25 protein-coding genes and 2 pseudogenes are annotated in these 25844 nt (G+C 68.4%); 10 read left to right on the top strand and 17 right to left on the bottom strand.

What is annotated here, in order from left to right; all coding sequences use genetic code 11:
* Nucleotides 1–452: 452 nt before the first annotated feature.
* Nucleotides 453–1520: a DNA polymerase III subunit beta family protein gene (locus BT364_RS14090; RefSeq protein WP_072485474.1), complete on the top strand. Its 1068-nt coding sequence runs from the start codon at nucleotides 453–455 to the stop codon at nucleotides 1518–1520.
* 592 nt (nucleotides 1521–2112) lie between these two features.
* Nucleotides 2113–3009, top strand: coding sequence for an aminoglycoside phosphotransferase family protein (locus tag BT364_RS14085; protein ID WP_072485473.1), 897 nt, complete (start codon nucleotides 2113–2115; stop codon nucleotides 3007–3009).
* Nucleotides 3010–3049: 40 nt separating this feature from the next.
* On the opposite strand, the gene BT364_RS42935 is transcribed toward BT364_RS14085, so the two are convergent.
* The 6 genes and pseudogenes from BT364_RS42935 to BT364_RS14050 form a co-directional block, all read right to left on the bottom strand.
* Nucleotides 3050–3217 (bottom strand): hypothetical protein, encoded by a 168-nt coding sequence (locus BT364_RS42935; protein ID WP_256259765.1) that lies wholly within the window; start codon nucleotides 3215–3217, stop codon nucleotides 3050–3052.
* A 118-nt stretch (nucleotides 3218–3335) separates the two neighbouring features.
* Nucleotides 3336–4631 (bottom strand): IPT/TIG domain-containing protein, encoded by a 1296-nt coding sequence (locus BT364_RS14075; RefSeq protein WP_072485528.1) that lies wholly within the window; start codon nucleotides 4629–4631, stop codon nucleotides 3336–3338.
* Nucleotides 4632–4896: 265 nt separating this feature from the next.
* Nucleotides 4897–5643, bottom strand: coding sequence for an IPT/TIG domain-containing protein (locus BT364_RS14070; RefSeq protein WP_072485472.1), 747 nt, complete (start codon nucleotides 5641–5643; stop codon nucleotides 4897–4899).
* A gap of 1185 nt (nucleotides 5644–6828) precedes the next feature.
* Nucleotides 6829–6930: pseudogene (locus tag BT364_RS14065) on the bottom strand (IS5/IS1182 family transposase); the annotation flags it as partial.
* Nucleotides 6931–7358: 428 nt separating this feature from the next.
* Nucleotides 7359–8828 (bottom strand): M1 family metallopeptidase, encoded by a 1470-nt coding sequence (locus BT364_RS14060; RefSeq protein WP_256259763.1) that lies wholly within the window; start codon nucleotides 8826–8828, stop codon nucleotides 7359–7361.
* Between the two features lie 583 nt (nucleotides 8829–9411).
* Complete coding sequence (locus BT364_RS14050) at nucleotides 9412–9699, bottom strand: hypothetical protein (protein ID WP_072485470.1); 288 nt, start codon at nucleotides 9697–9699, stop codon at nucleotides 9412–9414.
* 54 nt (nucleotides 9700–9753) lie between these two features.
* On the opposite strand from BT364_RS14050, the gene BT364_RS14045 reads away from it, so the two are divergent.
* The gene (locus tag BT364_RS14045; RefSeq protein WP_072485469.1) at nucleotides 9754–10485 is read left to right on the top strand and encodes a MerR family transcriptional regulator; all 732 of its coding nucleotides are present in this window, start codon (nucleotides 9754–9756) and stop codon (nucleotides 10483–10485) included.
* Nucleotides 10486–10711: 226 nt separating this feature from the next.
* Here BT364_RS14045 and BT364_RS14040 read toward each other — a convergent pair whose 3' ends face one another.
* The 5 genes and pseudogenes from BT364_RS14040 to BT364_RS44575 form a co-directional block, all read right to left on the bottom strand.
* On the bottom strand, nucleotides 10712–10942 hold the full coding sequence (locus tag BT364_RS14040) for a helix-turn-helix domain-containing protein (protein WP_079179465.1): 231 nt from the start codon (nucleotides 10940–10942) through the stop codon (nucleotides 10712–10714).
* 244 nt (nucleotides 10943–11186) lie between these two features.
* Complete coding sequence (locus BT364_RS14035) at nucleotides 11187–12140, bottom strand: HAAS signaling domain-containing protein (RefSeq protein WP_256259762.1); 954 nt, start codon at nucleotides 12138–12140, stop codon at nucleotides 11187–11189.
* Entirely contained in the window at nucleotides 12137–12475 is a 339-nt protein-coding gene (locus BT364_RS14030) for a PadR family transcriptional regulator (protein ID WP_072485468.1), read from the bottom strand. The genes BT364_RS14035 and BT364_RS14030 overlap by 4 nt, the downstream gene beginning before the upstream one ends.
* A 250-nt stretch (nucleotides 12476–12725) precedes the next feature.
* Nucleotides 12726–13184: a hypothetical protein gene (locus BT364_RS41525; protein ID WP_177328125.1), complete on the bottom strand. Its 459-nt coding sequence runs from the start codon at nucleotides 13182–13184 to the stop codon at nucleotides 12726–12728.
* A gap of 151 nt (nucleotides 13185–13335) precedes the next feature.
* A pseudogene (locus BT364_RS44575) lies at nucleotides 13336–13443 on the bottom strand (IS982 family transposase); the annotation flags it as partial.
* 159 nt (nucleotides 13444–13602) lie between these two features.
* Between BT364_RS44575 and BT364_RS14020 the strand changes: the two are divergent.
* Nucleotides 13603–15147 (top strand): FMN-binding glutamate synthase family protein, encoded by a 1545-nt coding sequence (locus tag BT364_RS14020; protein ID WP_072485466.1) that lies wholly within the window; start codon nucleotides 13603–13605, stop codon nucleotides 15145–15147.
* A gap of 559 nt (nucleotides 15148–15706) precedes the next feature.
* A complete protein-coding gene (locus BT364_RS41520) occupies nucleotides 15707–15886 on the top strand; it encodes a hypothetical protein (protein ID WP_177328124.1) in 180 nt (59 codons plus the stop codon).
* A 137-nt stretch (nucleotides 15887–16023) separates the two neighbouring features.
* Here the strand turns inward: BT364_RS41520 and BT364_RS14010 are convergent, their stop codons facing one another.
* The 3 genes from BT364_RS14010 to BT364_RS14000 all read right to left on the bottom strand — a co-directional run bounded on the left by BT364_RS14010 (nucleotide 16024) and on the right by BT364_RS14000 (nucleotide 18116).
* Nucleotides 16024–17037, bottom strand: a complete 1014-nt coding sequence (locus tag BT364_RS14010) for an AraC-like ligand-binding domain-containing protein (protein WP_072485464.1) — start codon at nucleotides 17035–17037, stop codon at nucleotides 16024–16026.
* 84 nt (nucleotides 17038–17121) lie between these two features.
* The gene (locus tag BT364_RS14005) at nucleotides 17122–17484 is read right to left on the bottom strand and encodes a carboxylesterase family protein (RefSeq protein WP_072485463.1); all 363 of its coding nucleotides are present in this window, start codon (nucleotides 17482–17484) and stop codon (nucleotides 17122–17124) included.
* A gap of 11 nt (nucleotides 17485–17495) precedes the next feature.
* Entirely contained in the window at nucleotides 17496–18116 is a 621-nt protein-coding gene (locus BT364_RS14000) for a TetR/AcrR family transcriptional regulator (RefSeq protein ID WP_072485462.1), read from the bottom strand.
* 131 nt (nucleotides 18117–18247) lie between these two features.
* Between BT364_RS14000 and BT364_RS13995 the strand changes: the two genes are divergently transcribed.
* From BT364_RS13995 to BT364_RS13980, 3 genes are all read left to right on the top strand, one after another.
* The gene (locus tag BT364_RS13995) at nucleotides 18248–19030 is read left to right on the top strand and encodes an amidase (RefSeq protein WP_256259761.1); all 783 of its coding nucleotides are present in this window, start codon (nucleotides 18248–18250) and stop codon (nucleotides 19028–19030) included.
* A 350-nt stretch (nucleotides 19031–19380) separates the two neighbouring features.
* A complete protein-coding gene (locus BT364_RS13990; RefSeq protein WP_256259760.1) occupies nucleotides 19381–20091 on the top strand; it encodes a hypothetical protein in 711 nt (236 codons plus the stop codon).
* 489 nt (nucleotides 20092–20580) lie between these two features.
* The gene (locus tag BT364_RS13980) at nucleotides 20581–21441 is read left to right on the top strand and encodes an alpha/beta fold hydrolase (protein WP_256259759.1); all 861 of its coding nucleotides are present in this window, start codon (nucleotides 20581–20583) and stop codon (nucleotides 21439–21441) included.
* A 201-nt stretch (nucleotides 21442–21642) separates the two neighbouring features.
* Here BT364_RS13980 and BT364_RS13975 read toward each other — a convergent pair whose 3' ends face one another.
* Together BT364_RS13975 and BT364_RS13965 are read right to left on the bottom strand one after the other, a co-directional pair.
* Nucleotides 21643–22443 (bottom strand): MFS transporter, encoded by an 801-nt coding sequence (locus BT364_RS13975; protein ID WP_107408228.1) that lies wholly within the window; start codon nucleotides 22441–22443, stop codon nucleotides 21643–21645.
* Nucleotides 22444–22707: 264 nt separating this feature from the next.
* Nucleotides 22708–23085 (bottom strand): winged helix-turn-helix transcriptional regulator, encoded by a 378-nt coding sequence (locus BT364_RS13965; RefSeq protein WP_072485459.1) that lies wholly within the window; start codon nucleotides 23083–23085, stop codon nucleotides 22708–22710.
* A 77-nt stretch (nucleotides 23086–23162) separates the two neighbouring features.
* On the opposite strand from BT364_RS13965, the gene BT364_RS13960 reads away from it, so the two are divergent.
* Nucleotides 23163–23573 (top strand): RidA family protein, encoded by a 411-nt coding sequence (locus BT364_RS13960; protein WP_072485458.1) that lies wholly within the window; start codon nucleotides 23163–23165, stop codon nucleotides 23571–23573.
* 147 nt (nucleotides 23574–23720) lie between these two features.
* Nucleotides 23721–24530 carry a MerR family transcriptional regulator gene (locus BT364_RS42925; RefSeq protein ID WP_256259758.1) on the top strand — a complete coding sequence of 270 codons (810 nt, stop codon included), beginning with the start codon at nucleotides 23721–23723 and terminating at the stop codon, nucleotides 24528–24530.
* Here the strand turns inward: BT364_RS42925 and BT364_RS13950 are convergent.
* Nucleotides 24503–25267, bottom strand: coding sequence for an SAM-dependent methyltransferase (locus BT364_RS13950; RefSeq protein ID WP_072485525.1), 765 nt, complete (start codon nucleotides 25265–25267; stop codon nucleotides 24503–24505). The genes BT364_RS42925 and BT364_RS13950 overlap by 28 nt on opposite strands.
* Nucleotides 25268–25844: the final 577 nt, after the last annotated feature.

Raw genomic sequence — 25844 nt, 5'->3', positions numbered from 1 at the left:
TGGTCGCGCCGGCCCCCACCCCTCACGCGCCCGGCCAACGCCGTCTCCGCGGAGTGGAGGTGAACGCAGCTCCGGCTGCCTGCGCAGCTGAGGCCGTGCCAGCCGCTGCTCGGGCCGCCCCGGTTGGCGGTGTGCCGCCCCACACACGCCAACGGCTACAGACAAATGATCAACTGGTACGTACGTGCGCTCTTCCCTGTGCCGTCCGCTCGTGAAAGGCCGCCCGCCCACGTCAGTCGCTCCCGCTCCCGCTCCGGCTGCGGCTCGGTGACGCCATGACCACGGCGAACGATATCGACGCCACCGAATTCTTCTCTGAACTACCGACCTTCAAAGCGTGGCGCAGTGCCGGCGACCGCAGCACCCGTCTTCCGCTGTCGCACGATCCGCTCCAGAGCCGGGTTGACCCTCGACCTTGTGCAGGGTCCAGAGTGCTGGGTGTGGAGAACGACATGCGCAGCATTGGTGAGATGGCCCGCGACAGCGGCCTGGGCGTGAGCGCCCTGCGGTTCTACGACCGTGCCGGTGTGCTGGTCCCGGCCTGGGTGGATCCGGTGAGCGGATATCGCTGGTACGAACCCGAGCAGCTCCAAGAGGCCCGGCTGCTGGCCCGCTTGCGCCGGTCCGGGATGCCGCTGGCGGACATCCGGCTGGTGCTGGCCAGCTGGTCCGGCGTGGACACCGATCTGGTCCGCAAACTGCTGAAGGCGCACCTGCGCCGCCTCGAACAGGGACTGTCCGAGGCCCGCAGCGAGTTCTCCGCGCTCCGAGCCCTACTCGATCACAGGGAGAATGTCATGACTTCGCTCCGCATCGCCACCGTCCGGCTGTCCATCGCCGCGCCCGAACTGGCAGCCGCGCTGGACACGGTTCGTTTCGCGGCGAGCACCGACCCGGAGCTGCCGATGCTCGGCGGGGTCCTGTTCGACATCGAGGGCGAGAGCCTCCACGTCGTGACCACCGACCGGTACCGAATGGCTGTCGCGCAGGCCGGTATCGCCGGGCACGACGGGAGCCGAGTGCAGGTCATCGTGCCCACACCGCTCGCCGACGCGATGCGGGCGCTCTTGGACGGTGAGGGACCCGTACGGCTCTCTGTCGACGGTGACCGTGTGGCACTGGAGGCTGGGGGACGGCAGGCAGCCGGTCAGTGCCTCGACCACGACTTCCCCGACTACCGTCGCCTCCTTCCCCAGGCCGTAGGGCGCTGCGTCGTCGTCGAGGTGGCGGCCTTCCGGAAGGCCCTGGAGACCGGTCCTGTCCGTTCCGGAGAAGCCGGAGCGCACGAGCTCAGCGTGCTCAGGGTGGAGGAGGGCGGCACGGTGACCCTCCGTACTGAGGGTGCCGAAGACCCGAACCGAGTCGCCGTCAACCGGAAGTTCCTGCTGGACGCTCTGACCGCCGGCGCCCGGGACCGACTGATTCTGGAGCTCGGCACCCCCACAGCGCCGATCGCGATCCGCCGGCCCGACGACGAGGGCGCCTTCTCGATCCTGATGCCGGTTCGCCTGGAGGACTGACGGTACGTTCACCCTGATCCGGCCCGCCCAGCCCAATCGGATGCAGCCGGATCAGGGTGCTGGGGAACCCATTGATGGCAACAGATGCGCCATCGTCGATCGGACGAATCCCCACCATGGTGCCCGGCCACCCAGGGAATCTGTTACGGCTGCTGGGCCTCGGCCTGTGAACCGCCAGCACGAGGCGCCAGGGACATCGGCTGACGAGACGTCATTGCAGAGTCACCATCCGCCGGCTCTACGACACCACGCTTTGAAGGTCAGCAACTTGAAGGTCCTCCTGCTGTACTGATTCGTGTCGCGATCTGGCTGAAGCCAGGCACGCCGGGATCGGTCACCTGACGTTGACGGAGTCGTTTCGGCGTCAAGCTGGGCCGGCTTCTCCTCTGCGCTGGCGAGGCTGACTTGGAGCCCTTCGATTTCACCGAGCCATCCCTGGCCTGCTTCGGTCTCTGAACTTTGGGGCCGCTCCGGCACAAAGCCTCTGATCTGCAGCTCTCTGAAACCGAATTGGTGATGCCAGAGGAATCACAGCGAGACGTTCCGGAGAGTGAGAGCCGCTCCGCCTGCCGCCTCAGTACTGTGACTTCGCATGACCGACACCGAGATCGAGATCACCGCAGACCTGGTCCGCGACCTGCTGCAGGAGCAGCATCCAGACCTTGCAGGGCTGGCCATCCGCGAGGTGGCGGGCGGCTGGGGCAACCAAATGTGGCGCCTCGGGGACGAGTTGGCCGTGCGCATGCAGCGCATGGACCCCACCCCGGAGCTCCAGCTCAACGAGCGGCGGTGGCTACCCATGCTGGCCCCGCGTCTGCCGCTCCCGGTGCCGACCCCGGTGCGGCTCGGCGAACCGTCCGAGCGCTTCCCCAAGCACTGGACCGTGATGACGTGGGTTCCCGGCGAGCCGCTGGACCACGGATCGATCAGCCGCGGCGACCACGCGGCCGATACGCTGGCGAGCTTCCTCCAGGCGCTCCATGTGGAGGCGCCCGCCGAGGCGCCAATCACTACGGACCGCGGTGCCCATCCCAGGAACTGCACGGACGACTTCGAGAGCTTCTTCCAGGCCGTTGCCCCCGACGACATCGCTGCCGACGTCCGGGCCGTCTGGGACGACGCCGTTGCGGCCCACGCGTGGGAGGGCCCGCCGGTGTGGGTGCACGGCGACCTCCATCCCGCGAACGTCGTCGTCTCGGACGGAACGCTCTCGGGCATCGTCGACTTCGGTTGCATGTTCGCCGGCGATCCGGCGTGGGACCTCGCCGCCGCATGGGTGCTGCTACCCGCGGGCACGGCCTCACGGTTCTTCGACACGTACGCGCGTGCAGACGAGGCGGCGATCCGGCGCGCCCGCGGGCTGGCCGCTATGAAGAGCCTCTTCCTGATGCTCATGGGGCAGAACGGAGATCGGGGCCTTCCCGGCGGCAAGCCGAACTGGGGACCTGCAGGCCGGGCGGCACTTGATCGTGTTCTGAAGGGCGTTTGATTCTTGGTTGAGGGCCATGCGGCAGCCCGCCTTCGTGGGTTCATCGATCACCACTCGTGGTGGGGATGCCAAGGTCCACGGCCGTATGCTGCCCGTGGCCCCGGTCGAGCTGGCGGAGCTTCTCCTCGGCGCCAGCCGGGCTGACCTGGAGACCTTCGACCTTGCCGAGCCGGCCTTCCGTCTCGGCTTCGGCGATTCGGGCGATCAAGTTGTCGCGGATCTCGGCAAGTCGTGCCCGTTGGGCCGGGTCAGGTCGGAGGAGCGAGCATCTGACGCAAGCGTGCTCATGAATGCATGGAGACCCCAAGGCGAGCCGACCGGACCGCTCAGATGGCGGGTGAGCCAAATCGGGTGTAGGGAACGCCGATACTCGTGCCACCGGGGGTGACGACCGTGACGGTTGCCGCGCCCACCGCGCCGGGTGGCGCCGTGGTCGTCAACTGGGTGTCGGAGACCACGCTGAAGCCGGCAGACACACTCCCGAACAGCACTGCGGTGGTATACGTCAGTCCGGAGCCGGTGACAGTCACCGTGTTCCCGCCTGCCGACGGCCCCCGGTCGGGTACCAGACCAACGACTACCGGGGTACTCAGATACAGGTAGGCCACACTGTTGCTCGTGCCACCGGGCGTGGTGACGTTGACCGGGACAGTGCCGCTGACACCGGGCGGCACCGTCGCTCTGATCTCCGTGGCCGAGAGAGTGGTGTAGGCGGTGGCCGCCGTCGAGCCGAAGCGAACTGCCGTGGCCTGGAGAAGATTTGCCCCGGTCAGCGTCACGGAGTTGCCACCGCCCACCTGACCGGAGCCGGGGATGACACTGTTGAGAACCGGTGCGCCGAGGTAGTAGTAGGAGACGGCTTGACTGCTGGTACCACCGGGCGTGGTAACCATGACGGCAACCGGGCCCGGGCCGCCGGTGGGGACCACCGCAGTCAGCTGAGTCGCCGAGACGACGGTGAACGCAATCGCCGCGTTCACGCCGAAACGAACGGAGGTCGTACCGGTGAAGCCGGTTCCGGACAAGGTGACGCTGTTCCCGCCCGCGAGCGGCCCCTGGGCCGGAGCCACACTGCCCAGAACCGGAACGGCGACGTATGTATAGGGGATCCCGGCGCTGGTGCCGCCCGGAGTGGTGATCGTGACATTCACTGGGCCGACGGGCACGGCGGGCACGGCGGGGGCGATCGCGGTGACCTGTGTGTCGGAGACGACGGTGAACGCGGCGGCCAAGGTACCGAAACGGACCGAGGTAGCGCCGGTGAAGCCGGTCCCGGTCAGCATGACCGCGTTCCCGCCCTCGACCGACCCCTGGTTGGGGGCGAGGGAACTGATCGTGGGCGTCGCGATCGTGTAGGTGAAACCCACGCCGTTACTGGTTCCGTCGGGCGTGGTCACCGTGATCTGTACGGTGCCGGCACCGGCCGGGGCGACTGCGGTGATCCCGGTCGCGGACACCACGGTGAACGAAGCAGAGAGGGCACCGCCGAACTTGACCGCGGTTGCGTTGGTGAATCCTGTGCCGGTCAGTGTGACGACCGTTCCGGCGGCCCCCGAGGAAGGGCTGCGCGTGGTGATTGCGGGGGCCGCCGCAGCCGTCGACGGTTGCGTAGCGTGAGGCATTGAGCTGTCGGAGCGCTCCACTGCCGTTCTCCTGTCAGGATGATGTGATCGGGGTGTTGCGGACGGGATAAGGAGACCGGAATGTGACAGTCGGGGCGCCGCCCGGACCTTCTGGCCGGGCGGGCGCAAGCGAGTGATACCGAGTGGGGTACCCGCCCGGCCGGGCGCGGAATGCGCCGGACCGGGGCGGGCGTCATACAACCGGAAGCGGGACCGGCGCCGGGCGCTTTTCCACGCCGGCGGTCGGTGCCACAGCCGTGGCGGATCAGATGCCGGGGCCCGTCAGATAGCTGAAGGCGCCGACGTCCGTGGCTGTGCCCGCAGGGTTGGAGAGACCGACGTCGACCGCACCGACGCTGCCGGGCGGGGAGACGGCGGACACCGTCGTCGCGTTGATGACCGAGAACGGTGCCGGTACCGAGTCGAACGTGACCTGGCTCGTCGAGGTCAGGTTGGTGCCCGTGATGGTCACCGCCGTTCCGCCGGACGTCGGTCCGGAAGCCGGAGTGATCCCGGTGATGGTCGGGACGTCGATGTACGTGTACGACAGACCGTTGTTGGTGCCCCCGGCGGTCGTCACACTGACGCTCACCGGACCGGCTGCCGCACCTGCGGGCACGACGACACTGATCTGGCTGTCCGACAGCACCGTCGGCGTGACGGTATTGGCCCCGAAGGACACCCCCGTGGCGGTGGACAGACCGGTGCCGCTGATGATGATGGTGTTGCCGCCTGCGGTGGCGCCCGAGCTCACGCTCAGACCGGACTTGAACGGGGCGTCGATGTAGAAGAACGAGATCGGATTGCTGGATCCGCCCGGGGTGGTCACTGTTACGCCGACCGCGCCGGAACCGGACGGCGAGACAGCGGTGACCTGGGTGGGCGAGACGTTGGTGACGGCGGTGGCCGGCTTGGCACCGAAGAGCACCGCGCTGGTGCCCGTGAGGTTGGTGCCCGTGATGGTGACGGCGGTTCCGCCACCGGTGGAGCCCTGGTTGGGAGTGATTGGCATGATCGTCCTCCGTGTGCTCGAACTGACCTATCGAAATCCGGAAGTTGACTTCGAGACGGGTCCGGATCAGGACCCTTGGCAGCGACTTGGGCCACCGGGACGCTGTCTGGCCCCGGCTGTTCTCGCTCGCCTCCTGCTCGACCGGTTCCGGGGGTACGCCGCTGGGCGCGCCCGAGGAATCGTCCGGGACACGCCTGTTGGGGGAAGGCGCCGTCAACGGCCTTCATCGCGCAGTGTGCTCGGAGCCGTGATGAGCCAAGTCGCGGGACGCCGGCCCGGAAAGCCGCGGCCGGCTGCCATGCCCATGGCCCCGATGACGAGGTGTTCGGTGTGCGCGGATTGTTCGCGCACCGCTCACTTGCAGAGGCCGGAGGCTGCCGCACCAGCCCCTGCCGCCGTGCGGCAGGGACGACTGGTCGGATCCAAGTCCTCTACAGGGGCGCCCATCGCGGCCGAAGGTGCCGAGGCCCGTCATGCGTGGACGGTCGGCAAACACAACGGTTCCGCGCTCCCCCGGAGAGGGATGGGCGGCCCACCGGTTTAGTGACTCAAGTGACCCACACAGATGGAATATGACACAAGCGTCGTGACTGCCAGTCACCTGAATGGACGAGCGCTCGGGGGCGGGTCCATCAGTACGCCGGGGGACCCGAATCCGCCGCCCCTCCCGCCACACGCCCCCAGAAACCAGCACGCACCGATTTCGGGCAACGACCACACCCGGCGCGGTTCCGGCAGACCCGGCACGGAAGCAGAGAGGGGGCCGTCTCCCGACAGAGACGGCCCCTTGAGATCCACGTGATCGCCCGGTCGGTGCTGTAGTGCTGTAGTGCTGTAGTGCTGCTCGTGCCTCCGCCCGAGCCGGTTCCGCGGGCCGTCGGTGGCAGAGAGGCCCGCGCCCGCTTGCGCCTGTAGCCGGAGTCCCGCACCGTGCTGAACAATCGCCTTGGCCAAGCGGTACGGACGCATCTCAGCGGACTGAGGGGAGCCGAAATGGACAGAGCGGGACGTCCGGATCGCAGAACTCTGCTCGTCGGCGGACTCATGGTCGCCTCGGCCGCACTGGCGCGGTGCTCAACGACGAGCGCCACCCCGATGGCGACCGGTCACTTCGCCGGAGGCACGGTCGGCCACGCCCGCCGAGGCGTTCGCGAGACTGATGGACGGCAATATGACCGTGTCCTGCGTGGTGAGGCGGACGAGTCGCTTGTAGCAGCAGAGTGCGGCGGCGAGTCCGAGGAACGCCAGGTAGTTGCGGGGGCGGCGTTCGTAGCGGTGATTGAGTCTTTCGCCGACCGCCGCCCCGGAGGAGCAGTCTTCCGTTCCGTCGCCCCTGTCCCGGCAGGCGGGGACGACGACGCGCGCGGGTTCACGCCGGCTGACGCCGACGACTACTCATCGTCCGATGGACGGACGGCGAACCGACCCTCTACAAGGACATCGACCAGAACGGTTTCCACGGCGAGATCCAGGTCAAGAAGCCCAACCGGCTCTGGACGCACGTCACCATCCTGGGCGCCGGCGACTACACGGACGACCGCCACCCGGACGACTTCCTGGTGCGGTGGTCCGACGGTGGGGTGTCCATGTACCCGGATGCCGACGAGACCGGCCTGAACCGCGAGATCACGCTGGTGTACCCGTCTGCGTAGGGCCTCCTGCCGGCTGGGGGGCTTTCCCCCGGGGAGAGCCCTTCCCTCGTCGGATCGCCCTCCTCACATCCGGGAGGGCTTCTTCTTGTCGAAGAGCCAGGTGTTGAAGAGCTCGGTCAAGTCCTCCCCGGACTTGCTCTCGCACAGGGCGATGAACTGCCGGGTGTCAGCATTGCCGTGCCGGTGCTGCCGGGTCCAGGTACGAAGGATGCCGAAGAAGGTCTCGTCGCCGACGGCCCTGCGCACCTTGTGCACGACCATGGCACCGCGTCCGTAGACGGGCGGGTCGGAGACGCGCCCTCCGCTGGGCGGATCCGCTGGCGGGAACGCCCAGATGCCCTCGCTCTCGGCGTCCGTGCCGTCGTAGAAGTCCTCGAAGATCTCCGTGGTGCTCCTGTTGCCCCGCTCCTCCTCCCAAAGCCACTCCGCGTAGGTGGCCAGACCCTCGCTGAGCCACATGTCCTTCCACTTGCGCGGGGTGACGGAGTTGCCGAACCACTGGTGTGCCAGTTCGTGCACGAGCAGCGCCTCTTCGGGCGCCTCGTCGAAGTAGGGCTTGGTCTGGGTCTCCAGGGCGTAGTCGAGCCCGGGCAGGTGGTCGACGATGGCACCGGTCGAGGAGAAGGGGTAGGGACCGAAACGTTTGCCGGCCCAGTCGACGATCTCGGGCACCAGGTCTGCGACATCGGCGGAGTCCTCGGCCTCGTCGGGGTCGATGGCGACGTAGACGGGCACGTCATCGTCCGTCCAGCCCTTGTGGATCTCGAAGTAACCGACGGAGACGTGTGCGAGGTAGCTGGCCATGGGCTCCGCAGTGCGCCAGTGCCGGGTCACCGTTTTGCCCTTGTCCTCCTCCGTGATCAGCTCACCGTTGCTGATCACGTCGTAGGGGTCGCCATCCTCGTCCTTGGGCACGGTGACCGTGGTGTCGTACGTGGCCTTGTCCGACGGGTGATGGTTGCCCGGGAACCAGGTCATGGAGCCGGACAGCTGGCCCAGGGCCGTCGAGCCGTCGTCGGTCTCTATCCAGCCTTCCCGGCCTCCGCCGTCGTCCTTGAGCGTGCGCGGTGTGCCGTCGTAGGTGACGACTGTCTTGAAGACTTCGCGGTTCCTCACCGCCTTCGCCGGTTTCACGAGCAACTCGTCCCCCGAGCGAGCGACTTGGGCCTTGGTTCCTTGCACCGTGGTGGTGCGTACCCGCAGCCCTGACAGGTCGAGGTTGAAGCGGCTCAGGTCCTGCGTGGCCCGCGCTGTGATGACCGCCGTGCCCTTCAGGTGGTTGGTCTCGGGCACGTAATCCAGCGTCAGCCCGTAGTGCACCACGTCATAGCCGCCATTGCCGAGCGCTGGGAACAGCCGATCCCCCACTCCGGCCGTGCCGTGCTTTCCGACCGCGACGGCACCGTTTCCCGGTGCGGAGCCGGTGCAGGACGTCGTCACGGCCAGGAGGAGTGCTGTGGCCGGAGCCCAGCCGGACAGACAGCCCGGGACCGCCGACCGACGCCGGCTGCCCTTCGCCATATGCGGTTTCATCTCGTGTCTCCCATCGATCGCAGGACGCGAGACGTCAGAAAGGCGGCATCGTCTATTGGTTGCTTCAAGATCGGCAAAAGTTCTGTACGCGCCTTGCGGCTGACCGGCGACGTTCATGATCCATGATCAAGGTGAGCATGGGCCGCGCTGACCACCGGCCTTCCGCCGCGGGTCGAAATGCGCAGGGCCGCTGTCGAAGGCGAAGCTCCAACGGGTGTCGGCCCGGCCGACCCCCATGAGGGCTCTGTCGTCGTAGGACGAGAACTCCCTCTGTCCGCGGAGCAATCGGTGGCGCGCTTCCTCGGAAGTCATGGGATCGCCCAGCGCTGCCTCGTTCCCGTCCGAGAGGCGCCCGGGCAGGTCCTCCGGCTTCACACCTTCGACCAGGACGAACCGGTAGGACGTGAGGTTGTCGTGAGGCTCCGGGGCACGACCAGCGCGACAGTGACACGCCGGTCTCGGCCGGTAACTGGCAGGCCAGTGCCTCGGCCTCGGCGACTTGCACGGGGGTCAAACAAGCACCGGCCGCGGCCCGAATTCGGTGGCCGCGCGGCCTGGACGGCCGCTGCGGCTGGTCAGATCCTCAATCCTGATGCCCGTCGGCCGGTGCCTTCAGCAGTCGGTTCAGCTCGTTCCCGGCCTCGTCGTACCCGGCGTCGGAGATCCGTTGCAGCTCGCGCAGGTCGCCGGTCGCGGCCGCACGTCGAGTGAGCAGAAACCCAGCGCGCATGGATCCCTCGTCCAGCAGCTCGCTCAGCTCTCCGAGGTCGCCGGCTGCGTCGGCGAGCTCGGCCAGCCGGTCCAAAGCGGTCTCGTTGCCCTCGTCAGCCAGCTCGCGCAGGGTCTCCCGGTCGATATTCGTGTTCGCCATGACGCGATCCTGCAACCCTGCCCCAGGGGAAAGGTCAAGTGGGACGATGGCCGGGTGATCACTATCGGGCAGCTGGCAAAGTATGTCGGAGTGTCGATCAAGACCATTCGCGTCTATCACGACAAGGGGCTGCTCCCCGAGCCCGACCGCGATGTGTCCGGCTACCGGCGGTACGACGCGAAGGACGCCATCGACCTGATCAAAATCCGGACGCTCGCCGAAGCCGGCGTCCCTCTGGCCCGTATCCGGGACCTGAGATCAGCGACCGGCGAGGAGTTCCAGCAGGCGCTGCGCGAGATCGACGACGAGCTCACCGCCAGCATCCGTGGCCTGCAGGCAACGCAGGTTCGCCTGCGCGAGCTCGCCGCCGGGCATCTGGCACCGCTGCCCACCGAGGTCGGTGCCCATCTGGAGCACCTGGCCCGCTGGGGATTCACCCCTCGTTGGGTCGACCTGCAACGCGACCTGTGGATCCTCGTGTTCGCCACCTACCCAGACCGCGCGATCACACTGTTTCACGACCAGGCCGAGACCCTGGCCAATCCGGCGCTGCGGCAGCTCTTCCTCGATTACGACCAGGCGCACGACCTCGACGCCGACGACCCCCGCATCGACGGCCTCGCCCGCCGGATCGTCAAGGCGACCCGGGAACACTACGGACCCGACGAACTGCCCGAGCTGGATGCAGCCTCTGAGATCCCCGCCCTTATTCAGGGCACGGTCAACGCCTCGTCCCCGGCATGGCGGCGACTCGACACGCTCATCCGTGCACAACTGGAGGCGTGACTCGACGTTGGGGACGAACGGTCCTGGCTTAGACCGTCCGGCAATTGGGGGGTGGGTGAAGGAGCGGGGCTGGGTGCGTGCAGTTGCAAGGCGGAGGATTGAGGCAACGCAATGGGGTCTCCCCTGCTCGAGCGAAGCCGAGAGCTTGGGGAAGTTGTTGATTGACGACAACGCGGCAGATGTGCGTGCCCAGCCCCGCGACGCCGCCCCCTATTGCCGGTCGGTCTTACGTGCGGAAATCAGTCAGGGCCGCAGCGCCGATCACTGAGCGTTCGAGTTGGACATCCAAGGCGCGGGAGAGTCCGCGTAACGTGTTGATCCGCGCGGACTCCCGAACCCCTTGTCCCAGTTTGCGGATGGTGTCCACCGATACGGAGGCGCGTTGGGCGAGCTGTTCTTGGGTGATGTCCCGGAACTCGCGCAGTGCGCGGATGCGGTCGCCGATGGAAATGTTCATGTGGACCCCCGCCGGAAGGTGTGTCACCACCGTACTCCGGGCGCACGAGACCGCCCCCTGCTCGGCCGTAGCCGGGCAGGGGCGTAGTGGTCATGAGCGGCGGCGGTCCGGCGGCAGCCCGAACACAGCCGGACTCGGGATGGCCCCGGCCCCTGGAGACCGACCCCGCGACTTCGTTGCGAAGCCACAGGCCCACCCCCTGCATCAACGTCCTGTGCGTGGAACTCCAGCAGCTGACGCGGGCTCAGTTCTGCGCCTCGCGGAACCGCTTCACCACCTCGCCCGCGCTCACCGCCAGTACCCCTACCGCTGCGACGGTGTAGAGGGACTGCGGGGCCTGCCAGCCTCCGTTGGCGTCGGACAGGAAGGCCGGGTTGAACAGCTCCTGCCGGTGCAGGATCCACGCCAGTGGCAGTGCGAAGGCCGCCTCGGCGGCGATGCTCCAGGCCGCCAGCGTAAATGTCCACACCCGCACCGCCCGGATCGCGTCGAGTGTCACGAGGCCGGCGAGCCCGGCCAGGACCGGCCAGATCCACCCCGACCACAGGCCCGGGTCGAGCACGTCGAGGCGTGTGCCGCCGTCGGTCCGGTACGGCTGGGCGGTGTGCTGCCAGACGATCAGGGCGATCAGCAGCGCGTGCCATGCCATCCGGACGTAGACCGCCGCACTGCGCTCCTTCGGCACGCCGCGGTCGGGCAGGTCGTCGGGCGTCCAGGTTCTGTCGGCCGCGCCGGGCCGCTTGCCGGACCGCTCGATCAGGGCGAACACCACGGTGAGCCAGGCAATCATCTGGGCGCCGACGGTGAGTACCGCCCCGACGGCCCCGCCGATCACCTCGTCGGCTCCCTGGCCGTCCAGGATGTCGAGCGCCGCGCTCAGGGCGGTGACCACCGGCAGCACGGTGGACAGCAGGACCGTGAGGAGCCGTACGTACGTCGGGTAGAGGCCGGGCCCGATCAGTGCGAGCGGCCGGTCCGCGTAACGGGCGGCGAGCCGGATCGGGTCGCCCATCTCGGTGAGCACCTCGCGCTCGGTGGTCTCCGGGGCGGCCGGGCCGCGGGCCTCGACGGTGTCGGCGATGGTGGCGCGCAGTTCGTCGGCCACGTCGCCGCGCTGGTCGGCCGGGATGCGCCGGACGACCTCCACCACGTAACGGTCGGTCAGCGTGCCGGTGCCGGACGCATGCAACTTGCTCAACGGTCCCCCTTGGTCAGTCGCGATATCGAGGCGCCGAGTTCCTGCCATTCGCGCAGCAGTCCGGTGCGGACCAGGGCGCCCTCGGGGCTGACCCGGTAGAACTTGCGCGGTCTGGACTCGTCGGTGTTCCACTCGCTGATGAGCAACCCCTGTTTCTCCAGGCGGCGCAGCAGCGGATAGAGGGTGTTGCCGTCGACGGCGATCCCGGCATCGCCAAGCGTTTCCAGGAGCGCGTAGCCGTACTGCGGCTCCTCCAGGAGCGCCAGGCAGGCCAGGACGACCGTGCCGCGGCGTAGCTCCTGGGCCTGGCTGAGGATCAGTTCATCGGTGCCCACGCACGACACAATACTGTGTGCCACACACTAATGTCACGCCACAGTATTGAGATGCCCCTATGCGTTTGGTCAAGGTCTCTACGTCTGAGGCCAGTGGGTTCGTGTGGTCGACTGGGGGGCCGTGCTGCAGGGGTGTGCATGGGCGAAAGCCAGGACTTCCCCGAACACGAGGCGCGGGACCTCCTGATGGCGACAGCCCGGTCAGCGCGCCCCCGTCCCCGAAGTCCGCCGTAACCTCACGATCACCGAGTCAGCTCTGTCCTCGGGTGCCCCAGCGCCCGCTCCATCCCCGAGGACGTTCGTGAGTGCCGGGCTCATTCGTTCCGACGCGGAAGGCGCTGCCGAACGGATCCGCCGGCAGAGCCTCGACCCGCACTGTCCGGGACGCCCGGCGCGGTTCGGTGCCCCGCAGTTGATGGCCGGGGGCGAGACCGAGGACACCGACGAGCGGTCCGCGGCCGGTAGTGGGGGTCGTGGTCAGGCGCAGACGCATCGTGAGGCGAGCTGCGTCCGAATCGGGGTCCTCACCGAAGGTCATGTCCAGGCCCGTGATGTCGTGCCAGCGGTGGCGACGGCGCAGCAGTGCCCTGGAGAGGGCGAGGCCCTCGCTGTCGGCGCGCACCCAGAAGCTGAGAGGCGCGGGCAGGGCCAGGACGAGGACGACCGCGGCGACGATCAGGAGGCTGGGGCCGACGCCCAGCCGATTCACTGCACCGCTTGCGCCGAGGACGACAGCCGCCAGAAGACCCAGAAGGCATCCGGGCCCTACGCCCGAGAAACGCCACAGGAAGCCCAGGCGCACGGTCCGGAACCGGTTCGTCGTATCCACAGCTTCCAGGGCCCTTGTGCCACAGATCCACAGCGTGGGCGAACCGTAGCCAGCGGGCTTCCGGGGCGAAGCCCGGCAGAGCCTGCGCGACGGCCGGACAGACCAGTTCGGAATCGCTCAACTGCGGTGGCCTCTCACGCACCCTGCCCCGTCCGCCCATCCGCGAGACCTCTAACATCATGTGGCGTTTCGTCGTCGGACGCCGATGCCTGCCTGGTCGTGTCCGCCGCCCAACGCCCACGACGTCCGCCGCACAGCGGTGGAGTCGGGTATCGAGGAGTCGAGGAGAGGAACGTTCATGCGCGCTCGGAGCATCGGCGCGGCCGCCGCAACCGCATTGGCGCTGGTGGCTGCCCGCGACCTCGTCCAGAAGAAGCACGCACTGCTCAGAAACTTCCCCGTGATCGGGCACGCCCGGTACCTGTTGGAGACGATCGGGCCGGAACTGCGCCAGTACGTCGTGACGTCCAACGAGGAAGAGCGCCCGTTCAGCCGTGACCAGCGCACCTGGATCTACGCGTCGGCGAAGGAAGAGAACAACTACTTCGGGTTCGGAACCGACGTGGATGTCGAGCATGTGCAAGGGCACGCGTACGTGAAGCAGCGGACGTTCGCCGGCACGCTGCCCGATCTGCACGACCCGCAGGCCCCGCTGCCCTCGGCCAAGGTACTGGGCGGCCCGCGCGGGCGCGCCAAGGCGTTCCGGCCGGCGAGCGTCGTGAACATCTCGGCGATGAGCTTCGGATCGCTGTCCGGCGCGGCCATCACGGCGCTCAACAAGGGCGCGGCGCTGGCCGGCGCGATGCAGAACACGGGCGAGGGCGGTCTCGCGCAGTACCACCGCAACGGCGGTGACCTCGTCCTCCAGATCGGGACGTCGTACTTCGGCTGCCGCAACGAGGACGGCACCTTCAACCTCGACAAGCTCAAGGACGTGGTCGCAGGCGCCCCGGTCAAGGCGATAGAGATCAAGCTCTCCCAGGGCGCCAAGCCGGGGCTCGGTGGGATGCTGCCGGGCGCGAAGGTGACCCCCGAGATCGCCAGGATCCGCGGCATCCCGGCCGGCAAGGACTGCGCATCCCCCTCTCGGCACACCGCGTTCCACGACGTCGACTCGATGCTCGACTTCGTGGAGCTGCTCGCTACCGAGACCGGTCTGCCGGTCGGGATCAAGAGCGCTGTCGGGGAGATGAGCTTCTGGCAGGAGCTGGCCACGCTGATGGCGCGTGGTGACCGCGGGGTCGACTTCGTAACCATCGACGGAGGCGAGGGCGGCACCGGGGCGGCTCCCCTGATCTTCACCGACTCGGTGTCGCTGCCGTTCCGGATGGGCTTCTCCCGCGTCTACAGCACGTTCGCCGAGTGGGGTCTGACCGACGACCTCACCTTCATCGGCTCCGGCAAGCTCGGCCTGCCCGAGAACGCCGCCGTCGCCTTCGCCCTGGGTGTCGACATGATCAACGTCGCCCGCGAGGCAATGCTGTCCATCGGCTGCATCCAGGCGCAGAAATGCCACACCGACAAGTGCCCCACCGGCATCGCCACCCAGAATCCGTGGCTGGTGCGCGGCGTCGACGCGCCCTCGAAGGCCACCCGGGCCGCTGTCTACCTGCGCACCCTGCGTAAGGAGCTGCTGAAGGTCTCGGGAGCTGTCGGCGTCGCCCATCCGGCACTCATCACCACCACCGACATCGAGATCATGAACGGCGACTACGACGCCCGCACCCTGGCGAACGTCTACGGCTACAAGGACGGCTGGGGCGAACTCGGCCCGGAGCTCGCCCAGGAGATCACCGCGCTGCTCACCGCCGAACCGACCCCTCTCCAGAAGCCTGCCGGCTGACGTGTGACGTGTGACGAGTGCCGGTGCCGGATCTGCGAGGTCGGGCGGTACGGGGCGGTCGGCCGCCCGAACGCCGACTCCACGCTGAGCCCGGCCGGCGGTGCCCTCAGCCACACGTGGCTGAGGGCACCGCCGCATTCGGGTCGCCAGCGCCTTCGTCGGAGGTCGGCTCTCGGCGCACTTCCCCGACCGGCCGCGAAGAAGGACTCCGGCTGGTCGGAACACGCCGCGAGATCCTCGGCTGCGCCGATACCGACAAGGGTCCGCTGCGTCCGCTGCAGTTGCGCAGACCTGCCTCGATTCCTACGGTGCAGCCGTGACGGGCAGGAACGGGAGGAGCGCACATGCGGGATCGCTAACCGTCGTAAACCCCCCAGTCCCGCACGCTGCCGTGACCGGAGCAGTTACCGCTGAAGACCCAGTAGCCCGGGCCGACCAACGGACCCCAGATTTCGGTACCGTCCGAGCACTGGGTCCACGATCCGGAACTTCCGTAGTCGACGTTGCAGTCCGCTCTCCACGACGTGCCGTAGTTGACGAAGTTGTTGCAGTAGTTCGCATGCCGTATCGAAGGAGCCCCGTTGCTGCCCTGAGTCACCACTACCGGCCCGTCAGGCACCTGTCGCGGCTGCGCCGTCGTTGCCGAGGCAGCGGACTCGACGGGCGCGGCACCCGCCGGTGCGGCTACGGCAGTGGAGGCTCCGACCAGGACAAGCAGCAGTCCAGCCGCTGGTACTAGATAGCGTTTCATTTTCCCTCCCTGGGATCAGGAATTCGCGCGGAAGCACCGCGCGATGCACAGAACGGGCATGCGCATGACATGGGCCGAATCGTGCGATCTCACCGTGACACGGAATACGCGGGGGCAATTGGGAATCAGCGCAGCGTCACTTGTGTCTTGGCGCAGCCTGAGCTTGCCGTGGCCTCGCGGCGGAATTCCGTGGGAGTCATGCCATGGACTGCCCGAAATGCTCTGCTGAACTCGGCCGGCACCAGGAAGCCCCACCGCGCTGCCAGCGCACTGATCGACTGGCTGCGTTGCCGGGGGTCGGCGAGGTCGGCCTGGCAGCGCTCCAGGCGCCGCCGGCGGATTGTGGCCGCGACGGTACTCGCCTCCGTACGGAACAGTTGGTGCAGGGCGCGGACGGAGATGTAGTGGTGCGCTGCGATGTGTGCTGGTGTGAGTTGGGGATTGCTGAGGTTGCGGTCGATGAAGGCGTGGATGTGGGCCAGCAGGACTTGGCGGCGGGTGTCTGCGGGAAGCCCTGATGCGGCATCGAGCCGCGTGGCCAAGAACGCGGTGGCCAGGTCGAATCCCACGCTCCCCAGGCGGAGCAGTTCCGCCTCGTCGCAGTGCGGGGCCTGGTCGCGCAGCCCGGCGAGATAGGAGGTGAGGAGCGCTCCCGACCCGGTCCGGGCGGGGAGAAGGGTGGCGACCAGTTCGTCCGTCCGATCTCGGGGGAGCGGTATCGCGGTTCTGGGCAGCCGGATCATGGTGATTCGAGGGAGCTGTCTGCCGTCCTTGAACTCGCAGGCCAGAGGGAGGGAGGTGTTGAACAGGGCCATGTCGCCGGCCCTGAGCAGGATGTTGTTGCGCCGTTGCTCCAGCCCGACCGGGCCGCCGTGGACCAGGAAGAGGAAGTAGGACTCGGGATCCGCCCGCCGGATGTGGATCGGGGTACGGCGGGCTGACATCGGGGAGAATCGGAATGCTGACACCTGGGTCTGGGGCAGCTGCAGCGAGGCCGCTTCTCCCGCGAAGGAGTCGGCGTGTTCGCACGTGATCGACACGGGAACGACCGTTTCGGCGACCATCGACGACCACCATTCGAAGCCGGCGCGCGCGCTGACGCTGTCGGTTGAGACGCTCGCCGCCCACGTGCCCGCCATCTCGCCTCCTGAGCCTGAACATGACAGGCTCCAATCTTCGGCTGCCCGGATGCCAACAAGCGAGCGGCTCGTCGGTCAGTCTGGTTACCTCTCAGGCCAAGAAGCTGTGCACCCTGTTGCTGGAACCGTGGAGGCGAGCGACCGGGTGGCTACCGACCCGTACCTGCCGGCTCCGGCGGGATGCAGGGGTCCGCTCACCGCGACCAGGCCCGCGCTGGTCAGGGCCGCAGGGTCGTACATCGGATCGCTGGAGGCCCCCGCGATGCAGGCACCACCGTGGATCCACACCGGCACGGGCAGCCCGGCCGTCCCCAGGGCCGGGGTGCTGACGTTGAGCGTGAGCCAGTCGTTCCCGGCTGAGCTCTCGGCCGTCGGTCCCGCCTGCGGAACGACGGGGCCGAACTCGGTCGCCTGCCTCGTCCCGTCCCACCCCTTGACCGCGGTCACGTTCCTTCGCCTCACTCGGTCCGGTCTTCATGGAAGCGAGGAGGCCGGACCGGTTGCTCCCAGAGGCCGGCCAGATGCGCGTGGAGGACGTCGTGTGCCTCTTGCGGGGTGAGGTGGCCGATGAGGACGTGCGTGGTGAGGCCGTCCGCAAGGGCGAGGAGGGTGCGGGCCTCGCGTTGTGGATCGAGGGACACGACGCCGGCTTCCGAGATGAGGCGGGTGAACGCCTCCTGCAGGGCTGCGTAGTTCGCCTTCAGCACCCTGGCGAGCGCCTTGCTGACAGCCGCTTGCGCGACGAAGGCGAGCCAGACCCTGGCCTCGGCGCGGTGCTCTTCCCTGAGTAGTGAGATCTCGGTGGCAGCGTGGCCCAGGGCGGTGTCGGCCGACTGGGCCGGGCTCCTGACAAGGCGGGCCTGTACGCGCTCGCTGATCCGCTCGCTGATGTGCCCGAGAGCGAATACGAGCATCTCTTCCTTGGTGCGGAAGCACCGCTGAACGGCGCCCATGGACACCTGCGCGCGGGCGGCGACGTCGCGCAGGGTCACGCCCTCAAGGCCGCGTTCGTCGGCGAGGTGGCAGACGGCCTCGGCGATGAGGCGGCGTCGGCTCACGTGATCCACCTGCCTGGGCATACCCGGTCGCCTCCCTGCTCCACGGTGCTCTGCTTCGCAGTGCACCTTATGCGATGCGCTCGTATCGGTTCCAGGATACGGTTGCGATTCCGATGCAGGTGCATCGGTACGTAGGGGAGGAAGGAAAGGCCATGCAGGACGCCCTGTGGAAGATGTCGGCCGCCGCCCAGGCGCAGGCCGTGCGCGACGCACACGTCTCGGCTGTCGAACTGGTCGAAAGCCACCTCGATCGCATCGCCGAGGTCAACCCACAAGTGAACGCGGTCACGCAGCTCCTGGCGGAGCGCGCACGCGAGGCCGCGGCACAGACGGACCGCCGGCGGGCCGCAGGTGAAGCGCTGGGGCCGCTCGCGGGCGTGCCGTTCACCGTGAAGGAGAGCACCGCCGTCGAAGGCGTGCCGACCACGTTCGGCACGGAGCGCTTCCGCGATCTGGTGGCGCCGGCCGACGCTCCCCCGGTGGCGCGGCTGCGCGCGGCCGGGGCCATCCCCATCGGGCACAGCAACATTCCCACCCTGATCCTGGCGGGGGTGCACACGCGCAGCGAGCTTTTCGGCGACACGGTCAATCCGTGGGACAGCAGCCGGACGCCGGGCGGCTCCAGCGGGGGCGACGCGGTGGCCGTGGCCACGGGCATGGCGGCGCTCGGGCTCGGCAACGACTCCGGGGGATCGGTGCGCGTCCCGGCCCAGTTCTGCGGCGTGGCCGGGCTGAAGCCGTCCACGGGCAGATTTCCGGCGGACCACCGCATTCTCGGCCTGGACGACCCCGGCCCGGCGTCCCAGATTCTGGTCACCGACGGCCCGCTGGCCCGGAGCGTGGGCGACCTACGGCTGGCTTACGAGGTGCTGGCCGGGACCGCCCCCGTACCCCTCACCCTCAGCACGCCGCCCCCGTCCCGGCGGCCTGGCTGAAACATCCCCGTTCGCCACGAACCGTCTTCAACGGCAGCCCGAGACCGCGGTACTTGTAGAGACGCCCGAGGCTCCGACGACGATCGGCGCCCAATGGCCCCGGCGTGCGACCGCACGCCGGGGCCGCGCGGCGCAACGGTTTGCGCGACATCCCGCGAGTGCTCCGAATCTCCGCTGAGCGCTTGGCCCGGTGGCCAGGGGTTCTTCCTTCGTTGGAGGCTCGACCGCCTACTGACGTAACTTCGGGATTCCTGAATCGCCATCGCCATCGCCTTGCCCGCGCGATCTGTGCTCTGGATGAGGGCGAGGGCCGACGCACCTCGGTGTCGTGACAGGGGATGATCTACTGCGTGACGAAGGAAGCGGATGCGGGCGCGGGCATTGACGAAGCCCATGCGTGGGACGCGAGGTTGGGCTGGGCGTTCGGACTGATAGCCGACGATCCCGTCGAGCGGGCCGCGGCGCTGGTCCGTCTTGCTGATGTTCGGGGGAACGCGCGGGATGCTCTTGGCCGGTTCAATGAGTTGTGGCGCTTGACGCTGCCGCTCGGCGGACAGGCGCAGTGGCGGGACCCGGCCTTCCTGCAGGCACATGAGATGTACGTCGAAGCCGGGAGGTATTCGCTGCCCGACGCGTTGTGGAACCGCCCGCCCGGGGACATCAGGACATGGCAGGGGCTGCCCTATGCGCTCCTCTTCCTGGAATGGGAGGCAAGGTATCCGCAGGAGTGGACCCGGCATGCCAAGAAGTGGGGCACGAAACAGAGCCTCATACGGGACGTGGCGGTCGCTGACCACGGCGAGACGGTCAGGACGAAGCTCACCGACCTGGTCGAGATCGTCGTTCAGAGGGCCTACCGCTGCAAGGACCGTGAGTACCTGCGCGTTGCTCGAGCCGTCGACAGTGAGGACCTGCGCGGCAGGCTGGAAACTGCCGCTCGGTCCGACAATCCGTGGGCAAGGCGGCATGCCGGCTATGTTCTTTGGCTTCTCGATCGCCCCGAGGTGCCCAACACGATCCACATCTGGCAGAACTGGATTGCGGCCGAAGCCAGAGGGTGAGGCCTCCATCCGTCCCCTCCCGCGCGAGGCGGTCGCCGGCTCGGTCTTCCTCCTTCGGGTGCTCCGGCGGGCTGCGACCACCCGGGTCGGCAACCACTGGATCAGCGCCGCGATGCGCGGGCAGACCGCAACGCCGGAGCGGCTCCGCCAGGCGGGTGCTCCCCTGCCCCGGGACGCGGCGCGGCAGACCCCGCGCCGGTAGCGTCTGGCTTTCCGGCCGCGCCGTTCGCAGGCGAAGTCTCCGAGACAGCCGACGCAGCCGGTGCAGAGCTTGCCGCCGTCCGGCGTAAGGCCAGGGGCGAGCCGCATGCAGGTTCCAAAGGTCTCCAGAGCGCGGGTGAAACAGCCTGCGGAGCGACAGCCGTCGGGCCGGTGGGCCGCCCCGAGCCGGACAGCCCGACGGCATCGCGCGCAGAACAGGTCCTCAGCTTGTTCTCTAACCTTTGGCGGAGCCTCAGTGACGCCGGTAGGTTCTTCGTGGTGACTTTGATGGAGACGCAGGGCCTCGTGTCGATGACCGACGAGGCGCAGTTGCGCTGGATGGCGCTGGGGGACACGACTCGGCAGCCGGCCGTGATCCTGCTCCATGGCGGTCCGGGGCTGCCGGACTATCTGGGCGATGTCGCCCCCATGGTCGCGGACCTCGCGCCTGTATACCGGTACGACCAGCGTGGCACGGGCCAATCCCCGTGGCGGGGCCCCCATTCCTTCGCCCGGCATGTCGACGATCTCGCCGAGCTGCTCGACGCGTGGGACGTGCCCAAGGCTGTGCTGATTGGGCACTCCTACGGCACCGATCTGGCGAGCCGGTTCTGCTTGAGGCACTCTGACCGGGTGGCCGCAGTGCTGCTGATGTGCGGGCCATTCGTAGGTGATTGGCGTACTGGGGACCGAGCGGAGCGTGGCCGACGCATGTCCGCAGCGCAGCAGGAGCGGCTCCGCGAGTTGGAGGAATTGCCGCACCGTACGGAGGAGCAGGAAGTCGAATTGCTCACGCTGGCCTGGTTCACCGACCATGCCGATCCCGGACGCGGGTGGCACTGGGCAGCCCAGGGTGCCCGGCGGCGCCGCCCGGTCAACTGGTCTATGAACGGCGAACTTGGCAAGGAAGGACGCTCGGATCCGCTCGATGAGCACCTTGCCGAGCTACGGGCGCGGCTGCCCGCGCGGGCGGAGCTCCTTGGTGGGGCCGATGATCCTCGTCCTGTGTCGGCGCTTGAATCACTCGCGCTCCGGCTCGCTCTTCCGTTCACCCGGATCGAGGGCGCGGGGCACGAACCCTGGTTGGAGCAGCCCGAAGTTGTGCGTACACACCTTCGGCGATTCGTGCAAGGCGCCGTGGGCACGTAGGGCTTCGAGGGGTTCGTTGGTCGGCTTCGTCCCCGGCTGCCGGCACCGCGGCATCCGATGTCGAAATGGTTGACGAACAAGATGATCAGGCGTCAGATCCGGGGCGGCATTCTCTCAGAAGGGCTTCGCGGAACTCTCGCATCTGTTCGTTTCGTTTGTGAGACGGTCTGCCCACGCTCGCCAGCCGGATTCGGCACCGGGTCAACAAGGCATCGGGCGATTGTCCGGATCGGCATCGCCGCTTGGAGTGGCCGCGTGGTCCGGGGCCAGGGAGTGGATGTGCGGTATCGGTGAAGCCAGTAGCCAGAGCAGTGACAGCATTCCCCCCGCGGCGCCGATGAGCAGTGTTGCCCGTAGGCCGAAGGCGGTGGCGAGCAGGCCGCCGACGACGGCCCCGATGGGACGTATGCCGTAGTTGATGGTGCTGAACGCGCCCGCCACGCGGCTGCGCATGCCATCAGGGATCACTCTGGTCTGCGGGGAGTTGAGGTTGACGTCGAAGAGCATGACGCCAACCCCGGAGAGGAACTCCGCCGTGGCCAGTGCTCCGGCGCGGGCCCAGAGCGGGCCTCCCGCGCCGGCTGCGATGGCGATGGGCGCCGGAAACAGCACGGCTCCCACAACGATGCTGCGCCCCACACCGATACGTCGCGAGATCCTCGGGGCGAGGATGGCACCGAGGAAAGCGCCGGTTGAACCGACACCCAGAGTCAGTCCGACAACTCCGGCGGACAGCCCCAGGACGCGGCTGGCGAACAAGACCATCAGCCCGCTGCCTGCGACAAAGGTGAAAAAGTTGATGGTCATCGCGCAGCAGAGCCCGGCACGCAGCACCGGGTGACGTCCGACGAAGGCGATCCCCTCCCGGGCGCGTCGTAGCAGTGAAGGAACCGCTGCCTCGTCGATGCCGGGAGGTGATTCGCCGAGCGGGATCCGCCCTATCAGGAAGGCGGACGCCGCGTACGACAAGGCATCGACAACGACAGCGACGGGCGCGGTCAACGCTTGATGGTCACCGAGGGAGTTGCTCCCACATGGGGCGCGAGTTGCGTGGCCGTCGCCGGCCCGTGCCGGTGGAGGCGGTCGAGGATCGCCAGTCTCACTGCATGTGCCAACGCCCGCATCGCCTGCGGATCGGTGATCTCGATATCGCCTAGCCGATTCCCGGAATCCATAACGTGAGAGTGTCCTCTCACATTGAATGTGCTCACGCTCACCGTCCCCTTCCGGCGCCCGGCTGTGGCGCACGAACACCGCGGCCGAGTGTCACGGACGGTGGTCGCGTCCGTCCCGCGTGTCGAAGGCTTCGCGTGCGCGTGCGATGGCGGGCATGTTCTCCGAGGCCCACGCCAGCAGCACGTCGATGGGAGGCCGAAGGGTCTTGCCGAGTGGTGTGATCCGATACCTGACCGCCACCGGGCGGGTGGAGACGACCTCGCGCTCGATCACGCCGTTTCGTTCGAGTCGTCGAAGTGTCGCGGTCAGTGACTTCTGTGTGACCTGAGGGACGGCTCGGCGCAATTCGTTGAAGCGGCACGGGCGTTCGCAGAGCTCGTTGAGGACGCTGAGCGACCACTTGTCGAGGATCTGGTCGAGCAGTTCGCGGTGCGGGGGGTCGATGCGGAGTTCGTTGTCGGTATCCATGGCGAAACCTGGTCTCGTTGAAGTGTCCTTCTTCTACTAGGTAGCTTACGGATACCTAGTTCAAAGGAGAAACAGCCATGACTGTTCAGCACTTCACGCCGGAAGGCATGCTGCAGCCGGTTCCGTACCACCACGTGGCCGTGGGCACCGGGACGAAGCATGTCCACGTCAGCGGGCAGGTTGCGCGCCGGGCCGACGGGACTCCGGTCGCGCCCGGCGATCTGGCCGGGCAGGTCGCCCAGGCGCTGCGCAACACCTCCGTCGGGCTGGCGGGCGCGGGCGCGTCGTTCGCGGACGTGCTGCGCCTGACGTTCTACGTGACCCGGTGGAGCCCGGAGCGGATCGGCGACTTCATGGCGGGTGTGGAGGCCGTCGCCGACGAGATCGGGCTCCGGCTTCCCATGCCGCCGGCCTCCCTCATCGGTGTCGAGTACCTCTTCGAGCCGGATGTGCTCGTCGAGGTCGAAGCAACCGCGCTGCTCGGTTGATTCCTGAGGCGGATGCCTTCCAGCCTCGTTCTGACGCGGTCGCCTTGAAGGGGCGGCGGTGGTCGGCCCACCGTCCGTGAACCGGACCGGACCAGCCGGCATCGACGGCTCGATCCGGTCCGGTATCGCATCACTGATCACCAGGGGGTGCCTTCGGAAGGTCGGATCCGGACCTGTGAGGACGGCGAGTGCCGTACGTCGTGTGTGTGGTGGGCGTGGGGGAGGGGCGACCAGTGGGTCCGTGCCGCGCAGGCCCGGTCGTGCGAGGGCTGCTCGCTGGTGGTCAGGAAGCCGGTGACCGCGTCGTTCGCGCACTGGCACGACCACCTGCGCCGGCAGCGGTCGCAGCTCGTGGAACGGATCGCCCGCCTGAAGCGGATGGTGCACGCCGTCGACCGCATGATGGAGGCGTCGCGGCCCGGGATGCGGCTGACCCCCGAGGAACAGGTCGAGATCTTCGGCGCCGACTGGCAGCCCGCCTGGGTCGAGGAGGCCGAGGACCGCTGGGGCGACAGCGCGCAGTGGGCACAGTACGCGCAGCGGGCCGCCCGGATGACACCGGAGGACTGGAAGGCCACCGCTGCCGCGACGGAGACCCTGAGCGCCGACCTGGCCGCCGCGAAGCGGGCCGGAGTCGCACCGGGTTCTGATGCGGCGAACGCCCTCGCGGAGCGGCACCGGGCGATGATCTCGGCGTACCTCGACTGCACGCACGCGATGCAGGTGTGCGTCGGGCGGATGTACGTCGACGACCCCGGGTACGCCGAGTACTACGACGCGCTCGCGCCGGGACTGACCGTCTGGCTGCGCGAGGTAGATCTCCGCGAACGCCGGGGCGCGGGGCGTCGACCCGGAGTCCGCGAGGTGGGAGTGATCGCGGCCCGGCCCGGGGCCGGCAGGCCCGGTGCCGCTGCCACTGTCGGTGCAGGTCAGTCCACGGGGACCAGCGTGAGGTAGGCCATCCCGAGCACACCCCGGTAGCCCCTCAGCCAGCTCGCCCGGTGCCGGTCGACGCGCTCGCGGGTCTCCTTCGCCAGCGGGTGGTCCGGGTGAGTGGCCAGCCACTCCTCCACGTCCGACTGATAGCCGGACTCGAAGTCCTCCCACTCGTCGTCCCCTGCCGTCTCGATCCAGACGGGCCGGAAACCGGCGGACACGGCGAGGTCGACGAGTCCGGCCAGATCATGGTGCTCGTCGGCACGGGCGTCCGGCCACATCGCGGCCAGTTCGGCCGAAGTGGGGGAGCGCTGCCAGAAGCCCTCGGCGAGCAGCACCCGCCCGCCGGGCGCGACTGCCCGGCGCAGCGCCCGCAGCGCGCCCGCAGTGGTCTCGGGCGGTTCCGCGTCGCTGAGGGCATGGCTGGCCCCGAGACACAGGACGAGGTCGGCGGACCCGTGCGACGCCTCCTCGGCGGACCCCTCGACGAACTCCACGCGTCCGGTCAGCGCACGGGCCTCGGCGTTCGCGCGTCCCCGGGCGATGTCCTCACCGTTGAGATCGATTCCGGTTCCGGTCGCCCCCGGCACCGCTTCGAGGACCCGGAGCATCAACTCCCCCCAGCCGCAACCGATGTCCAGCACTCGTGCGGGGGCGGCCCGGCCGAGCCGGTCGACGATCCGCGCGGCCCGCGCCTCGGAAAGGGGGCCGTGGAAAGTGAGCCGGGTCAGGCGCGGTGGAAGATCGGTCTCAGTCATGGGGCGCACGCTAACGCCGATGGGCCTGCCACGGACACCGAGTTTCGCTCCCGCCGCACCGGAGCACGTCGGATTCGTCAGGGCCACAGGCCGACGTTCTCCCGTCCGACGCGGATCTCCACCAGACGATGTCCTTGTCGAGCCGGGACTTCCGGACGGCTCAGGCTATCGTCCGGCAGGCGGTACCTTCGGAATCGGAATACGCCCCGAACAAGCCCGAACGTGCCCCGAACACGTTTCAGACCGACCGGCAATTGGGGGGTGGGTGAAGGAGCGGGGCTGGGTGCGTGCAGCTGCAAGGCGGAGGACTGAGGCAACGCAATGGGGTCTCCCCTGCTCGAGCGAAGCCGAGAGCTTGGGGAAGTTGTTGATTGACGACAACGCGGCAGATGTGCGTGCCCAGCCCCGCGACGCCGCCCCCCTATTGCCGGTCGGTCTTAAGGCTGCGAACGAGCCATGAGGAGCGAGGACATGCCCGGTCGCCCGAGCACGCGTTGACGCTGTAGGCCGTGTCCGGCCTGTCATCGCGTGCTGCCTTCGATGCGCGGCACAGCGAGCCTTCCCGCACCCGAAGCGT

It is taken from the genome of Streptomyces atratus (assembly GCF_900119365.1).
GTDB lineage: Bacteria > Actinomycetota > Actinomycetes > Streptomycetales > Streptomycetaceae > Streptomyces > Streptomyces atratus_B.
Note: the sequence above shows the minus strand (reverse complement) of the source record. Positions and strands in the feature narration are given on the sequence as shown.

Coding starts and splice junctions, on each gene's coding strand:
- BT364_RS14050 (WP_072485470.1), bottom strand. CDS start 9,699: ATGGCGAACACGAATATCGACCGGGAGACCCTGCGCGAGCTGGCTGAC.
- BT364_RS14075 (WP_072485528.1), bottom strand. CDS start 4,631: ATGCCTCACGCTACGCAACCGTCGACGGCTGCGGCGGCCCCCGCAATC.
- BT364_RS14085 (WP_072485473.1), top strand. CDS start 2,113: ATGACCGACACCGAGATCGAGATCACCGCAGACCTGGTCCGCGACCTG.
- BT364_RS13965 (WP_072485459.1), bottom strand. CDS start 23,085: ATGGATACCGACAACGAACTCCGCATCGACCCCCCGCACCGCGAACTG.
- BT364_RS14070 (WP_072485472.1), bottom strand. CDS start 5,643: ATGCCAATCACTCCCAACCAGGGCTCCACCGGTGGCGGAACCGCCGTC.
- BT364_RS14000 (WP_072485462.1), bottom strand. CDS start 18,116: ATGCCCAGGCAGGTGGATCACGTGAGCCGACGCCGCCTCATCGCCGAG.
- BT364_RS13980 (WP_256259759.1), top strand. CDS start 20,581: ATGGAGACGCAGGGCCTCGTGTCGATGACCGACGAGGCGCAGTTGCGC.
- BT364_RS13995 (WP_256259761.1), top strand. CDS start 18,248: ATGCAGGACGCCCTGTGGAAGATGTCGGCCGCCGCCCAGGCGCAGGCC.
- BT364_RS14090 (WP_072485474.1), top strand. CDS start 453: ATGCGCAGCATTGGTGAGATGGCCCGCGACAGCGGCCTGGGCGTGAGC.
- BT364_RS13950 (WP_072485525.1), bottom strand. CDS start 25,267: ATGACTGAGACCGATCTTCCACCGCGCCTGACCCGGCTCACTTTCCAC.
- BT364_RS41520 (WP_177328124.1), top strand. CDS start 15,707: ATGCCGTATCGAAGGAGCCCCGTTGCTGCCCTGAGTCACCACTACCGG.
- BT364_RS14020 (WP_072485466.1), top strand. CDS start 13,603: ATGCGCGCTCGGAGCATCGGCGCGGCCGCCGCAACCGCATTGGCGCTG.
- BT364_RS13960 (WP_072485458.1), top strand. CDS start 23,163: ATGACTGTTCAGCACTTCACGCCGGAAGGCATGCTGCAGCCGGTTCCG.
- BT364_RS14040 (WP_079179465.1), bottom strand. CDS start 10,942: ATGAACATTTCCATCGGCGACCGCATCCGCGCACTGCGCGAGTTCCGG.
- BT364_RS14060 (WP_256259763.1), bottom strand. CDS start 8,828: ATGAAACCGCATATGGCGAAGGGCAGCCGGCGTCGGTCGGCGGTCCCG.
- BT364_RS14010 (WP_072485464.1), bottom strand. CDS start 17,037: ATGGCGGGCACGTGGGCGGCGAGCGTCTCAACCGACAGCGTCAGCGCG.